Source organism: Shewanella sp. 5_MG-2023, assembly GCF_030547465.1.
Taxonomy (GTDB): domain Bacteria; phylum Pseudomonadota; class Gammaproteobacteria; order Enterobacterales; family Shewanellaceae; genus Shewanella.
The window spans coordinates 135,158-150,844 of record NZ_JAUORC010000001.1; the positions used below are offsets into that span (position 1 = coordinate 135,158).

Consider the following 15,687-nt stretch of genomic DNA (forward strand, 5'->3'; position numbering starts at 1 on the left):
ATTAGCCAAAAGAGTGTTTAAATTATTTTAAATATACTTTTGTACTATTAAGGCATCATCACTGCGCCTTGATTAATGGTCACAGAGTTACCATTACCAAAGGTGTTTACTGACGAATTATTACCCATATCAGTTTGTGTTACTGCAACAACATTTGTACTGCCAATGATATAAACATCAGCAAAGTGCTCTGTGCCCGTTTGGCTAATATCAAGGTCATTAGTTGAACCAAACCAAGACTCTCCAATAGCTTCGTTCAAGCTGCCTACCTGTACAATATCAACCATAGAGCCAGTACTTGCACCGTCGGCATAAGCGCTATTATCATCACCAGTTTGCGTCACATTGACAACATTATTGCTTCCCCATGCCCCCGCACCAAAACCGGTCCCATAAGAATTAGTTGCATTGTCGTTATCAGTCACAGAGTTTCTATTACCGGTTTGAGTAATAGTAATAGTGTTGTTGGCGTTATATCCTGTTTTTGCACCAGCATAGTTATCATCACCAGTTTGGTATACAGATACTGTATTTGTTACGCTATCAGGCAATTGAGTAACCAATGCCTCGTTTGAAATACCTGCTTGAACAACAGTTGCAGTATCACCGCTACCAGCTTGATTGACTGTCGCTAAGTTACTCATATCGCTTTGGGTAACCGTGGCAGTATTATTGGCATTACTTTGATTGACAAATGCCATTTGACCGTCACCAGACTGAGTTACGGTTGTAGTTTGGTTAAAGTCTGATTGCTCCACAGTAGCTTGACCATTAACACCACTTTGCATCACAGTAGCCAAACCGCTATCACCAGACTGGTTAACATCAGCCTCATTATTCAAATTAGATTGAGTAACAAATGCCTCGTTACCATTGCCCATTTGCATCACTGCAGCATCATTCGACAAGCCTGTTTGTACAATATCTGCCCAGTTATTATCGCCAGATTGATCAATTACCGCGACTGTCTCTTCCAAAGCATTATCTGTTAGCGTATTTGTTTGCTGAAATATGCTACCTGTATTGCCAGCTCCAGCCTGCGATATGGTCGCTTCTGCACCATCTGAATTATCCTGCTCAATGTAGGCATCATTACCAGTGCCAACAGACTGATTAATGGTGGCATCGGCAAAGTCAGACACATAATTGTTAATTTCTGCAGTATCACCATCACCTAACTGATTGATGGTCGATGATGCGCCATCGGCATTTTCTTGCGTAATAGTTGCAATATTACTGTCACCCACTTGATTTACTGCCGCTTCTGCAGCTTGGGCATTGTAATATTTCTGCACTATATTCGCTTTATTCAAACTACCTTCAGTATCAATAGTCGCTGATGCTGTAGCGGTTGAATTATGCTGAGAGATTGCCCCTTCATTCCCATTACCCACTTGAGTAATAAAAGCTGCTGTATTTGAAGTATCAGCTTGAGTCACTTCTGCAGAATTCTCATCACCAGATTGTGATACTGTTGCTGCATTTGACTCGCTATTGACTTGCTGCGTAATCATGACAGAATTATCATTACCAACTTGGTCCACAGTTGCCATGTTACTATCACTAGCATGCGCACTAGTTGAAGCAAATAGTACAGCTGAAATTAATAAAGCTAATTTTGAATGTTTCATTATTGTCTTTCCCTATACGTTTAGTTAGATAAATTATCTTTGGGTGATCACAACATCTTGTGAGTTTCCCCATTGAAGTACACCCACTGCGTTTCCAGACCCGTGCTGCTGGATCTCTATCGAATTGTCGTAACCACTTTGCTTAATTAAAGCTAGGTTCCCAGTTCCTGTTTGCATCACATCGAGGTATAAATTTTCTCCGCGTTGCAACGAAACAACCGCATTTCCAAAACCCATCTGCAAGATTTCAGCCTCAATATTGGCACCAGACTGCCTAAGGCCTGCAATATGATGCGAGCCTTGCTGATTAACATTTATTGAATTATTAAAACCGAATTGTTGAGATTGAAAACGATTAGCGCTACCAGACTGATATAAGCTTAATGAACTATCACTGCCATCTTGTGAAACTAGAGCTAAATTAGCCCCACTGGCAAGTTCATCAAAATCACTTAAATCAGACTGACTGAAAGTAGGAAAAGAAGCTAGACAGACGACAAAGGCAAATGAAATTGCTAGTATCTTAGTTAAGCGATGTAAATACTTACTTTTTAATACGTCCATGCTTTCTGCCTTTAACATACTGAAAGGAGATTTCCTTTCACATTTTCAGTGTGTAAAGTATTGATGATTAATATTTATTCTGAATCCTCCTCGAGTATTAAAACTGCATAGACTAATAGGTAAAAAATCATCGCCCCCCCTACTTTAGTACTATTCCTTAAATCGAAATATCAACATTTATAATTGAATTAATGAGTAAATACATGTAGTTAAACCCAACTTCACATTGAAGATTTTGTACTTTCTTTGGGGTTGTATGTGCTAAAATTGCAATTAAAATTAAAAAAACATGGAAACTGACATAAACAATGTGAGAATTATTCGTTTTGAATTAGATTTAATGAAGATTTTTTGGTGTATTTAATGAAGATTAAAATAAAAGGCTCGAAATAATAAATTTAACTAACAATATAAATACTTTCTACTCAATACATTTTTACAGCCTTATAAAACATAGAAATGACAACGGCTCTACTCTCAATTAATGTCATTTTTAAATTCATCAATAATAATTAAACTTTAGAAAGCAAAGTAATACTAAAAAACAATTCTCATAATTTAATTAATAACGCACTAAATATCGCTATTTGGATAATTTCCACTGAATTTCATGAGCCATTTATTGGGATGTGTAAAATATGCCTCAGCCGCGATTGTCTACTGCTGATATTGTTATCGCTAGCGCCATAGTGACTTGTATCTGCAATACTGACTGTGCAGTGATGGCTTATCTATGCTATCGCTGTATTATTTCTGGCGTTATCAATATTCGCAGAACCGCAGCCTTAAGCCTCATCCATTTCGACTAGGTATCTACGGGGTTACGGCGACCTCTTAGCCCTGAGCTTTTTCGCCATCAGATTAAGGCCTAAGCTCGATTATTATCCTCTAATTTAATCAATAATAATGACGCTATACAAATAGAGCGCTAGGCTGATCAGCATCGATCTGATTTGATAAACCGACTTGATAAACAGGCTGATAAACAGAAATAATCCCCTTGAAACCAAACTGATCTACATATGTGGTATTACCAGCTTATTTCTGGAAAATATCAGCCAAATGGCCCATTTAAATTTGATTAATCCATGTAAAAGGGGGGATGCTGAAAGGACGCGATGAAAAAATTTATCAATAATAAGCATCATTACGGGCTTCACAACTCTAATTTATTGTCGCGCTAGAAATATAAATTTCAGCTTGAAAACTATCGAGCACTGATTGATCGCAGCTAACGCTCCATTAGCACTTTTCTAGCGGATTTTGCTATATGGCTAGCTTTCGATAGATTTACCGTTGGCGTTTATTAGCGCAAGTGCATTTACGCTACAGAGTTACTGATATATTGCAGCGGGATTTTTACCATCCTTTTGTGTGATGGTTGCCGAAGAACCTAAGTACCTTGCAGGACAATATCTGCAGTGTTTAAGAACCATCATGGTCAATTATTACAGTATTGCCTTCACTATTAAGCTGCTCAGCCACTGCTATTTCTTTTATCTGCATTTCAGCTAATGGTATATACAAGTTCACTCTCTAACATCATTTAAGAGGCTCGAATTAAGAGCGCTTATTAAGAGGCTTATGCCTCTTAATAAGCGTATGAGCTACATACCAGATCCTTGGTTAATCGTTACAGAGTTACCATTTCCATTTATGCTTACATTTGCATTCTGCGCCATGTCTGTTTGTGTCACCGCGATAATATTCGCATTTCCACTTGCTGATACATGAGCGTAATGTTCATTACCGATTTGGATTATATCGATATCACTACCAACACCTTCACCATAATGAGCAACACCTGACGCTTCATTTAAATCACCAACTTGACTGATATATATGTCAGATTCCCCATATCTTGAAAATGCATGAGCATCATTGCCATTACCGATTTGATCAATAATCGCGCTACTTTCAAGAAAACTTTGAGCGGTACCTGAATTATCATTACCAATTTGAGTCACGCTGGCGATGCCGCCTCGGTCCCAAGAGCCTGCGTACCCTCTATTACCATTACCATGTTGTATAATTAATGACTGACTATTGCGACTTGAATTAGCTGTAGCTTCAGCGGAAATCGCTCGGGCGACATTATTATCACCTAATTGCTCAACCTCTACTGTAAGGCCCGTAGTCACATTAAATTGAAAAAAATCGACCATATTTGAATTACCCACTTGAACAATATTTATGGATTCATTGATACCGACTTGTTCCACTACTGCCGTATTACCCATGCCGACGACAGAACCGCTTTGATTAATTGATACAGTATTGTCCATGTTAGCTTGGGTAACATTGGCTATATTGCTGGCATCATCTTGAATGATTAATGCCGTGTTATTGATGCCAGTTTGTTCGATATCGGTGTGGTTTTCTGTACCCGTTTGAGTGACCACTGCATCTGAAGATAAACCGATTTGGCTAATAAAGGCGTTATGGCGCTCACCGGTTTGGCTTATCACTGCGACGGTGTCTTCAGTGACAGAGTCACTTAAATCACCCGTTTGTTGGAAAATTTCTGCTGAATTGTCCATCCCCGCTTGGGTTATGGTGGCTGATGCGCCATCGGAATTATCTTGATTAATATAAGCATCATTACCGCTGCCAATCGATTGATTAATGGTGGCATCGGCAAAGTCTGACACATAGTTTCTGATTTCGGCATTATCGCCATTACCCGTTTGATTAATGGTAGATAGCGCGCCATCGGCATTATTTTGCATGACTTTAGCACTATTGCTATCACCCAGTTGATTCACCGTCGCGGTCGCATTTAAGCCATTATAATATTGCTGCTCGATTTCAGCGCGATTACCGTTACCTTCGGAGTTTATTACTGCCGATGCAGTTTGTGTTGAATGATGCTGGTCAATTTTAGCGTGGTTTTCATCACCCTTTTGAGTAATGGTTGCAGAAGATTCAGAGGTATTTTGCTGAACAATATCAGCCCTGTTTAATGAACCATCTTGATCGACTATCGAAGTGTTAGCGTACCCATACGATGACACAACAGCTAAATTGTCCATCTTATTTTGAATAATTGAAGCATTATTACCACCATCAACCCCATTTTGATGACTTAGGTTTGCAATAATATTGTTATCTTTTCCAACTTGACTAATAATTATTTCATCAGCCAATCCGTAAGTACGAGCAATTACAGAGTTACTTACACCCACTTGCTCAATATTAGCATTAGAGCGATAAGCACCAGTAAAAGCCCGTGCAACGTTATCATCACCTTGTTGATTTATTACCGCCGTACTTCCATCATACCAGCTTTGTGCTGTTGCTCGATTTCCCGTCCCATCTTGATAAACAGTTGAAATATCCCCTTCTCCATAAGTTAATGCCCTAGCAGTATTTGAAGCACCTAGCTGAGTAATGTCAATGCTACTATTTCCCCCAGAATAGGTGCGAGCAGTTGCTGTATGACTGCTACCCGTCTGCTCGACTGAAATATTGTTACCAGAATCTGAACCCCATAAGCTTGTTGCGGGCTGCAATACTGTCGCGGTATTCATTTCACCAGATTGGTCAACTGAAACCTTGTTATCTGCATTATGTTGCTCAACGTCGGCAAAATTCCCCTTACCAGCAGTTGAGCCACTTTGTGTAACAATCACTGAGCTATTTTCTCCATATAAACGTAACTTGACTCTATTATCTACATCACTTTGACTTACCGTTGATGTACTGTTTTCACCATATATGAACGCACTCACATCATTATCTTTATCACTTTGAGTCACTGTTCCGGTATTGTAATTTCCTCGCACAAAAAGGTCTGCTGTATTATCCATACCGGATTGATCCAATATTGCAGAATTTTCGTTGCCAGAAGCGAGAATGTATGATCTGTTATAGATATCTTTTTGAGTAGCGAATACAAGGCTATTATTTCCAATAGCTTCAAAGCTGATAAAATGTTGACTGCCTACTTGGCTTATGTTCACAACTGCACCTGTTCTTTCATCAGTAGCATCTATCCAGCCTCCTTCAGCTGCATTAAACTCTCCATTTTGGCTAATTTGAACATGGCTAGATTTACCGGGTCCAGAAGTAGCATACACATAATTTTCTTGGCCGACTTGCTCAACATCAATGGTACTTTCGCCATAACTTTGTGCAGTTGCAAAGTTATCATTACCTTGCTGAGTCATGCTGACAACTCCGCCGCTATCCCAAGTGTCAGCAAACCCTCGATTATCATTACCATATTGCTTAACCAGTGACTGGCTATTGAGGCTTGAAAGCCCCAAATCTTCTGCGGAGACGGTACTTGCTGAGTTTCTATCGCCGATTTGCTCAATATCAACAAGGTTACCTACGGTTGAATGGTATTGAAGAGCCTCTGCAATGTTTGAGTTACCCACTTGGACAATATTGATGGTTTCATTAATGCCGTTTTGTTGCACCATTGCCGTATTACCCATACCGACCAAAGAGCCACTCTGATTAATTGATACAGCATTGTCCATGTTAGCTTGGGTTACATTGGCTATATTGCTAGCATCATCTTGAATGATTAATGCCGTGTTATTGATGCCAGTTTGTTCGATATCGGTGTGGTTTTCTGTGCCCGTTTGAGTGATGACAGCATCTGAAGATAAACCGATTTGACTAATAAAGGCGTTATGGCGCTCACCGGTTTGGGTTATCACTGCGACGGTGTCTTCAGTGACAGAGTCACTTAAATCACCCGTTTGTTGGAAAATCTCTGCTGAATTGTCCATCCCCGCTTGGGTTATGGTGGCAGATGCGCCATCGGAATTATCTTGATTAATATAAGCATCATTACCGCTGCCAATCGATTGATTAATAGTGGCATCGGCAAAGTCTGACACATAGTTTCTGATTTCGGCACTATCGCCATTACCCGTTTGATTAATGGTAGATAGCGCGCCATCAGCATTATTTTGCATGACTTTAGCACTATTACTATCACCCAGCTGATTCACCGTCGCGGTTGCATTTAAGCCATTATAATATTGCTGCTCGATTTCAGCGCTATTACCGTTACCTTCGGAGTTTATTACTGCCGATGCAGTTTCTGTTGAATGATGCTGATCAATTTCAGCGTGGTTTTCATCACCTTTTTGAATGATGGTTGCTGAAGATTCAGAGGTATCTTGTTGGGCAATATCTGCGGTATTTAATGAACCATCTTGATCAATGATCGCTGTATTACCTTCGCTATTAAGCTGCTGGGTCACTGTAACGGCATTATCCTGGCCCCATTGTTCCACAATGGCCGTATTACTGTCACTGGCAAATGCGCTAGCTAAACCCAAGGTTGCTGTAATCAATATCGCTATATATGTTTGTTTCATCGTGGTATTTCCTTTTACGCTTTGTTTGTTACTTTCCTTGGGTTATGGCAACATCTTGCCCATTACCCCATTGCAGCACGCCTACGGCAAGGCCTGAACCATACTGTTTTATGCCAATTGAATTATCGAATCCGCTTTGTTTTATCAACGCCACGTTTGCAGTGCCTGTTTGCATAATATCCACATAAAGGTTGTCACCATCTTGATATGACACCAGCACATTACCGGCCCCCATCTGCAAAATTTCAGCTTCGATATTGGCACCAGACTGATAAACAGCAGAATATTGTTGCGACCCTTGTTGGTTAACTTGAATGGAATTAGTGTGCCCCAATTGTTGAGCATAAAGTTGGTGGCCAACACCTGATTGATCCAGTGTTAAATCATGATCAAAACCATCTTGGCTCACTTGAGTCGTATTTGTTAAGCCAGAAAGCTCATTAAAGTGACTCAAATCTGGCTGACTATAGCTCGGTAGGCTCACGAGGTTCATCACCAAAAATAGTAACGCGGCGAATATAGTAGAATGTGTTCTGGGGCGGTTTTTTCGATGAGTTGTTATTATTGGCGGGTGCATATCCATGCTTCATATCCTTATTAGAATGAAAGACGTTATTCTTTCAATACCTTCATAATAAGAGTATGGACTGACTATTTTTTGTTCGAATCATCCCCTAGTATTAAAATCTTACCTTGAGTTAAAATCAAAACTTTAGGACGATAAAAAGAGGAGAAACAATGCTGGCTGAGTCATTTATTTAAATAATAAATACATCGACCAAAGAAATAATGTCACGCTCAGCGTTTGCCAAAACTTAATGGGATTACGCTGAATAAACGGAATAGACGTTTTTGACGTGGTTGAGGCAGGAGTCGTTAACGCATGTAAAAATTCACTACTATCGGCAAAACGACAAGCGGGTTCTATTGCTAATGCTTTTTCTAATGCTTTATCCATCCACTCAGGCACCATAGGGTTGGTTGCATAAACAGGAATATTAACCAGTTTTTCAAAATCTTTTCGAGTTAAGCATTTACCTAATTGACCTTTAAAAGGTTGTTCACCGGCCAACATCTCATAAGCGATAACAGCAAAAGAGAATAAATCGGCACGGCCATCAGATTGATAACCCAGTATGACTTCAGGCGCAGTATAATCTGCGGTGCCCAGAATGGTATCGCGTTTGAGCGGGGTGGTGATTTCAGCAATACCTTTAATGTAACAGGCGCCAAAATCGATAATTTTAACAATCCCCTCTCGAGTGATAAAAATATTGTCCGGCTTTAAATCTTGATGCAGGGTTTCTTTACGATGAAAAGCGCGAATACCCGCCTCAACTTGTTTTAAAAGCTGCAAAACATCTTCAACCGGGCCGCGTTGATGTTGCGTCATCCAATCTGCTAAGCTCAACCCTTGTAAATAATCAGTGAGATAATACAGCGCTGACTTTGGCACCTGATGGTCGACAACGTTAACCACATGAACACTGTTTATTCTGTGCCCTATCCAGCTTTCAAGCATAAAACGCTCAATATAAGCCCCGTCATCAATGTAATTTACCGACGGCGTTTTCATGCATTTTTCAATACCTTGCTTGTCTTTTACCACATAAACTTGGCTGCGCTGACTTTGATGAATAATCCCCGTCACTTCATAGCCATCTAACTTCATCCCTATTGATAGTGGCGGCGGAAAAGGTCGGCTGGCGAGTTTATGATAAACATCGTCAATAGCTTGGGTTGGCAGCTGTGAGATTGAAATTAACTGCGCACTGAGGTTATCTTGGCTGTCTAACAGATAGGCTTTATCGACCAGTTTTTGACAAAATGCTTCACATAATTCATCGGTAATTTCAGCATGGCTTTGTTGTAGATGAATCAACATTTTTGACAATTCATGATCGGTCACCACATCATGGATACCATCCGTCGTCAGTAAATACATGTCATCTAAAGCAAGGTTAACCTGCTTATAATCAACATCTAACTTTACATCCATGCCAATAGCACGGGTAAGGTAACTGGAAAATTGATTAACTGAAGTGCTGTGATCACGACTTACCTTCATTAACTCACCATCGCGAAAACGATAAATTCGTGAGTCACCAACATGCAGCATATGCGCCGAGCAAGACTTGAAAACCAATGCACTAAACGTACACACATAGCCTTTTCTGGCATCGCGATAATCTTGCCCTAAGCCATACAACCACCTATTTAACGCCGTAAGAACACGGGTACTGGATGTTTGAACGCTCCAGGATTCTGGCGTTGAATAGTAATCAGCGATGAAGTTACTCACACTGATGGCAGAGGCTTTAGCACCACCTTCAGCTGCGCTAACCCCATCGCTGATAACACTCACAATACCTTTGGTGGTTAACATTAAACCTGAAGGAATTTTAATGCCTATAGCATCTTCATTTTCCGCTTTTCTGCCTTTATCTGAGACTTGACCCGCCTTTACTTCCAACACACCCGATATAGGCAGTTGGTCTTGGGTTCTATTTTCTTCATGCAGCTTTACATTAGATTCAGTCTTAAGTTCAGACCCTAATTTAGACTCAAAATTAGCATTAATCACCCAATGTCCACCTTTTAATAAAAACGACAACACCGCTAAATTCATTAGCGGTGTTTTCAGGGTTAGTAACAATAGCGTTTAGCATTATTTATATTAAGTCATAACCAATAATATAAACTAGTTAACGCTAATCAAGGTAACTTCACCTTCTTCATTCACCTCAGCGATATGGCCTTTGGGTTCAGTCATGAAGAATAAAGTAATAAACCCTAGCACCGCACTGACAGCAATAACATTAAAGAACACGGGTGTCGGTACCATAGAGTAGACCGTTAAAAAGAACACCGCGCCGACATTACCATAAGCACCTGTCATGCCTGCTATTTGCCCTGTTAATCGACGTTTAATCAGTGGCACTGCAGCAAACACAGCACCTTCACCGCCTTGAACGAAGAATGAACACGCCATTACCACCACAATAGCTAAAGGTAATGACCAAGTACCATCAATGTGGCTTACGGCGAAGTAACCAACAGCTAGACCGGCAGTTAAAATCATCAATGTTGTCTTACGGCCAAACTTATCACTTAACCAACCGCCGCCAGGACGAGACATTAAGTTCATAAAGGCATAACTTGAGGCAACCATACCCGCTTGCGCCATCCCTAAATCAAATGTTTCAGCAAAAAACAGTGGCAACATTGATACTACGGCGAGTTCTGATCCAAACGTCGTAAAATAAAGCACATTAAGTACAGCCACCTGTTTAAACTTATAACGCTCAAACTCAGGCACTTCTTTCACAAAAATATCTTTATTCACTTCATAGGTTTTATAAACATCAAAAATGAAAATTAGCACTAATGAAACATAAATGATGTAAGTCATTTGTTGCTCAAGCATGCTCACGCCTGCTGGAGATAACTTCCATGCCAGTAATGCAAGCGTGGCATACATCGGGATCTTCATAAAAATCAGCAGTGCGAAATCACCTTTACTGGTTACCTCTAAGCCACCCGCTTTTTTCGGTTTAAAGTAAGTCGAATCTTTTGGGGTATCGGTGACGTTAAAGTAATAAACAAAAGCAAATATGAAGCTCATTAAACCGGTAAGACCAATGGCATAACGCCAGCCATCTTCACCGCCAAAGTAAATGGCCACCGCAGGCAAAGTGAACGCTGAAGCTGCGCTACCAAAGTTGCCCCAACCGCCATAAATACCTTCGGCCGTGCCTAACTCTTTAGCTGGAAACCATTCACTGACAATACGAATACCAATAACAAAACCCGCACCAATAAAGCCAATCAGGAACCGAGCCATGGCTAATTGCTCAAATGAGTCGGCAACCGCGAACATAAAACAAGGTATGGAACAGACCCCCATTAATACTGAGTAAGTCAGTCTCGGGCCGTATTTGTCGGTCACCATACCGATAATAACCCGAGCTGGGATCGTTAACGCCACATTCAAAATAAGTAAGGTTTTGATTTGTGACTTTGTTAATCCTAAGCTGTCAGCAATAACACTGAGTAAAGGCGCGGCGTTAAACCACACCACAAAAGTGATAAAAAATGCTACCCAACTCAGGTCAAGACTTTCATCTTGCCCGAAAACGAAAATAGATTAAATTTCTGAGAACTCATACTGCACGTCCTTTTATTTAGCTAAAACCAATACCTGGCCTGCTTCTTTTTTAATTTCGTATGGCGAGGCAACCAAAGCATTGTCTTCAAGACAGATACCTGTTGCTAAGCTGTAGTGCTGTTTATATAGCGGAGAAGCAACACATAATTTACCTTCAACTTCGCAAATTAGCCCACGGGCTAACAAACTCACCCCTGTTGCAGGGTCAACATTATCGATGGCAAATAAACCGTGTTTGCCTAAATCAAAAATGGCAACGGCTTTACCTGCAACCCAGGCGGCGATACCAGTACCTTGCGGCAAAATGGACTCATTACATACATTCACCCAACTCATACTAATTCCTCCGCAGTTGCTGATTCTGTTTCAAGTTCTTTAATCGCAATGTTGCCTGCACCTGTTGATTTAGCCACAGGGAAGCGTTGCTCACGTGCGCGATGATAAAGATGTGTTTCACCTTCTGGCTTGTCATCAGGATTTACAAACTCATTAAAGCGCGCTAAAAACTCTGGTTTTTCAAGACTGGTTTTCCACTCACACTGGTAAGTATCAACAATTTTTGCCATTTGATTATCAAGCTCTGCAGCAAGGCCTAAACTATCTTGAATAACCACAGACTTAAGATACTCTAACCCGCCTTCTAACGACTCCATCCACACTGAAGTGCGTTGTAATTTATCAGCGGTTTTTATATAAAACATCAGAACTCTGTCGATATATTTGACTAAGGTATCGGTATCTAAATCGGTAGCAAATAAATCACCATGACGTGGGCGCATACCGCCATTCCCAGCAACATATAAGTTCCAACCTTTATCGGTTGCGATAACACCAATATCTTTGCTTTGGGCTTCTGCGCATTCTCGAGTACAACCCGAGACTGCAAACTTAATTTTATGGGGCGCACGTAAGCCTTTATAGCGGTTCTCTAAATCAATGGCTGTAGACACAGAGTCTTGAACACCATAACGACACCAAGTACTACCCACACAAGATTTAACCGTACGCAGCGATTTACCGTAGGCATGACCGGTTTCAAACCCGGCAGCAATTAATTTGCCCCAAATACTCGGTAACTCTGATAATTTTGCGCCAAATAAGTCGATTCGCTGACCACCAGTGATTTTGGTGTACAAGTCATATTCTTTGGCTACGGCGCCAATGGCAATTAAACCATCAGGGGTAATTTCACCACCTGCAATTCGCGGCACCACAGAGTAAGTACCATCTTTTTGTATATTGCCAAGATAGGCATCGTTAGTATCTTGCAACTGAACATGACTGCTCTCTTGGTTTAAAACATATTTATTCTGCAATGAAGCAAAAATTGACCCTGCTGCGGGCTTACAAATGTCACAACCAAACGTCGACCCAGCATTGGTACCAGCGTGTTTACCATGGCGAGTAATTAACGTCTCAAAGTCAGTAATGTTTTCAACTTGGCACAAGTGATACAAAGACTGTCTATCCTGTTCAAAATGCTCACAAATGCCAGTATTGCACTCAACCCCTTCTGCTACGAGCGCTTCATCCATGATTTTCTTCACCAATGGCGCGCAACCACCACAGCCAGATGCGGCTCGGGTGCAGGTCTTGATTTCAGCAATGGTATGATTGCCTTTGGTCACTGAAGTGGCGATATCAGCCTTAGTCACTTGATGACAAGAACAAACTATTGAGCTGTCTTTTAATTCAAGCGCCGTTTCATCACCCGTCATTAATAATTCAACCGCATTGCCTTCAATTGCATCTTGCGATAAATACAAATCCAGTAAACGGGCATAATCACTGTTATCGCCCACTAATACTGCGCCTTTAAGATATTGACCCGACTCATCTAACCACAGCTTTTTATATATGCCTGATTGATTGTCAGATAACTCCACAAATTGCGCATTGTCGAAACCGCGGCTTTCACCAATAGCGGCAACATCAACACCTAATAGCTTGAGTTTGGTGCTCATATCCGCACCAGTAAATGCCAATGATGGCGCAGGCGCCTTAGCAACTCCTGCCGCTAAATGCGACACAGCGACTCGCGCCATTTGATAACCTGGGGCAACTAGGCCAAAAATGCGGTTTTGCCATAATGCACATTCACCGATGGCATAAACATCGGGAGCTGAGGTTAAGCAGTTATCATCAATTGCAATGCCGCCGCGATCACCCATTTGTATACCGCTGCTTCTCGCTAATGCATCTTGAGGTCGAATACCGGCAGAAAACACAATCATGTCAGTTTCAAGAAAACTATCATCGTTGAATGTCATGCGGTGCTGTGCGCTCTCACCATCGATAATGGCGGTGGTGGCTTTAGAGGTATGTACTGATACACCTAAGTCATTAATTTTACTTTTAAGTAAGTCACCCGCTTTATCATTTAATTGTACTGGCATTAACTGTGGTGCAAATTCAACAACATGAGTTGTTACGCCAAGGGCCATTAATGCATTTGCCGCTTCAAGGCCTAATAAGCCGCCACCGACTACCACGCCAACTTTAGATTTTTTCGCCGCAGCTTCAATGTCTTGTAAATCTTCTATGGTGCGGTACACCACACAGCTTTCTCTATCGTTACCAGCAATAGGTGGGACAAATGGATAAGATCCTGTTGCAAGGACTAAACTGTCATAGGCTGTCGTTATGCCCGCTTCTGTGGTCACGGTTTTATTGGCGGTATCTAGCACGGTAATTCGGCTATCAAGGTGCAACTTTACCCCCCAATCTTGATAATCCTCAGCGCTAGTTAGCATCAATTCATCGGCACTACCGGTTTCAAAATATTTTGACAGTTGCACCCTATCGTATGCAGGTCGGGGCTCTTCACCAAACACTTCAATATCAAATTGCTGCTGCAACCCTTGACTACATAATTGCTCGATAAAGTGATGACCCACCATGCCATTACCTATTACTACCAGCTTGGATTTTGCATTTGCCATAGAAGGCTCCTTGAATTTTTGTTAAAGCCCTAAAAACAAAAAAGCGCCAGCCTCTGGGTTAACAGAGCTGGCGCCATTGCCAAAAGCCTTCAAATTTTAACTATAAACTGTTTAAACTACACTGTTATAGCGTCTCGATTAACGACGATTACGTGCACGCGCCATTGCATTTAGAAGTTAGAGATTCAAGCTACAGTTTGTCATGATGATAACGCTTGACCTAAACTCTTTATTTCCACGGTTATTTATTTACACAGCGATTTATTAATGCCAGCTAATGCTTCACACAACTTAATTGCTCACACGATCTAGCAAATACTAAGCATTGACTATGCCAACAAACATAAAATCGTAAGTCATTGTAAATATACAAAATAATGTATTAGCCTAAAAAGATACTAGGCTATACTGGTCACCACAGGCGCACTCGCACCAAATTGTTGCATTCGGTTCGTCCCTCTTTGATTTGCTTCAATTTGTTTTGCCGCTGCAATGATACTTTTTGCCATTTCAGCTACGGTTACCCCCTTGCTCATAGCCTGTTTTTGGATCAATTCATGCGCTACTTTTTCGCTAATACCCTGCAATTGCAGTAACGACTTGGCTTTTGACACCAGCTTCATCGCGACACATTTCTCATCTAATTGCTTCACTTTTTCGAGCATATTTGAAGCATTATCAAAGCGAATTTTTGCTAGGTTAACTAAAGAGCTTAAGCGTTTTGCTGACAGCTGCTCGGGTACGAAAGTCACCCTGCCACAAAGTAACAAACTGGCTAGATGATTTTCATCCCAATGCTGAGCATTCACAATAATGGGTAAAGCCGTATTCGATAACAAACGCTCAATAAATGCTTGCTGCAAGGGTTGTAACTCATTGGTTAGAAATACTAAACATGATCCGTTTCCTTTAAGCACATTTTGTTCTAGTTGGCTAAGGCTTGTTACTTCTACACATGCCTGAAACTGATTTAGTTGGATTTTATAATCTGTCAGCAATGCATTGTTATTAAATGATGGGTCACAATAGATATAATTAACCAT

The 15,687-nt window shown here is 40.9% G+C and carries 9 protein-coding genes and 1 pseudogene; 1 reads left to right on the plus strand and 9 read right to left on the minus strand.

Annotated features, from left to right (window positions below; all coding sequences use genetic code 11):
• Positions 1 to 47 precede the first annotated feature (47 nt).
• Together Q4557_RS00610 and Q4557_RS00615 are read right to left on the minus strand one after the other, a co-directional pair.
• A complete protein-coding gene (locus Q4557_RS00610) occupies positions 48 to 1,631 on the minus strand; it encodes a curlin (protein WP_303410024.1) in 1,584 nt (527 codons plus the stop codon).
• A 33-nt stretch (positions 1,632 to 1,664) separates the two neighbouring features.
• The gene (locus Q4557_RS00615; protein ID WP_303410026.1) at positions 1,665 to 2,195 is read right to left on the minus strand and encodes a curlin; all 531 of its coding nucleotides are present in this window, start codon (positions 2,193 to 2,195) and stop codon (positions 1,665 to 1,667) included.
• A 638-nt stretch (positions 2,196 to 2,833) separates the two neighbouring features.
• Between Q4557_RS00615 and Q4557_RS00620 the strand changes: the two genes are divergently transcribed.
• The gene (locus Q4557_RS00620) at positions 2,834 to 3,004 is read left to right on the plus strand and encodes a hypothetical protein (protein ID WP_303410028.1); all 171 of its coding nucleotides are present in this window, start codon (positions 2,834 to 2,836) and stop codon (positions 3,002 to 3,004) included.
• Between the two features lie 798 nt (positions 3,005 to 3,802).
• Here Q4557_RS00620 and Q4557_RS00625 read toward each other — a convergent pair.
• The 7 genes and pseudogenes from Q4557_RS00625 to Q4557_RS00655 all read right to left on the minus strand — a co-directional run bounded on the left by Q4557_RS00625 (position 3,803) and on the right by Q4557_RS00655 (position 15,687).
• Positions 3,803 to 7,534 (minus strand): hypothetical protein, encoded by a 3,732-nt coding sequence (locus Q4557_RS00625; RefSeq protein ID WP_303410030.1) that lies wholly within the window; start codon positions 7,532 to 7,534, stop codon positions 3,803 to 3,805.
• 28 nt (positions 7,535 to 7,562) lie between these two features.
• The gene (locus Q4557_RS00630; protein WP_303410032.1) at positions 7,563 to 8,117 is read right to left on the minus strand and encodes a curlin; all 555 of its coding nucleotides are present in this window, start codon (positions 8,115 to 8,117) and stop codon (positions 7,563 to 7,565) included.
• Positions 8,118 to 8,288: 171 nt separating this feature from the next.
• Positions 8,289 to 10,163, minus strand: a complete 1,875-nt coding sequence (locus tag Q4557_RS00635; RefSeq protein WP_303410034.1) for a bifunctional protein-serine/threonine kinase/phosphatase — start codon at positions 10,161 to 10,163, stop codon at positions 8,289 to 8,291.
• A gap of 72 nt (positions 10,164 to 10,235) precedes the next feature.
• Positions 10,236 to 11,701: pseudogene (locus Q4557_RS00640) on the minus strand (NarK family nitrate/nitrite MFS transporter).
• Positions 11,702 to 11,714: 13 nt separating this feature from the next.
• Positions 11,715 to 12,038, minus strand: coding sequence for a nitrite reductase small subunit NirD (gene nirD, locus Q4557_RS00645; RefSeq protein WP_303410036.1), 324 nt, complete (start codon positions 12,036 to 12,038; stop codon positions 11,715 to 11,717).
• Positions 12,035 to 14,644, minus strand: a complete 2,610-nt coding sequence (nirB, locus tag Q4557_RS00650; RefSeq protein ID WP_303410037.1) for a nitrite reductase large subunit NirB — start codon at positions 14,642 to 14,644, stop codon at positions 12,035 to 12,037. Before nirB ends, nirD begins: the two co-directional genes overlap by 4 nt.
• A 398-nt stretch (positions 14,645 to 15,042) precedes the next feature.
• Positions 15,043 to 15,687, minus strand: coding sequence for an ANTAR domain-containing response regulator (locus Q4557_RS00655; protein ID WP_102476412.1), 645 nt, complete (start codon positions 15,685 to 15,687; stop codon positions 15,043 to 15,045).

Excerpts from the sequence above, each read along its gene's own strand:
- Q4557_RS00610 (WP_303410024.1), bottom strand. The coding sequence starts at position 1,631 with ATGAAACATTCAAAATTAGCTTTATTAATTTCAGCTGTACTATTTGCT.
- Q4557_RS00615 (WP_303410026.1), bottom strand. The coding sequence starts at position 2,195 with ATGGACGTATTAAAAAGTAAGTATTTACATCGCTTAACTAAGATACTA.
- Q4557_RS00620 (WP_303410028.1), top strand. The coding sequence starts at position 2,834 with ATGCCTCAGCCGCGATTGTCTACTGCTGATATTGTTATCGCTAGCGCC.
- Q4557_RS00625 (WP_303410030.1), bottom strand. The coding sequence starts at position 7,534 with ATGAAACAAACATATATAGCGATATTGATTACAGCAACCTTGGGTTTA.
- Q4557_RS00630 (WP_303410032.1), bottom strand. The coding sequence starts at position 8,117 with ATGGATATGCACCCGCCAATAATAACAACTCATCGAAAAAACCGCCCC.
- Q4557_RS00635 (WP_303410034.1), bottom strand. The coding sequence starts at position 10,163 with ATGAATTTAGCGGTGTTGTCGTTTTTATTAAAAGGTGGACATTGGGTG.
- nirD (WP_303410036.1), bottom strand. The coding sequence starts at position 12,038 with ATGAGTTGGGTGAATGTATGTAATGAGTCCATTTTGCCGCAAGGTACT.
- nirB (WP_303410037.1), bottom strand. The coding sequence starts at position 14,644 with ATGGCAAATGCAAAATCCAAGCTGGTAGTAATAGGTAATGGCATGGTG.
- Q4557_RS00655 (WP_102476412.1), bottom strand. The coding sequence starts at position 15,687 with ATGGTTAATTATATCTATTGTGACCCATCATTTAATAACAATGCATTG.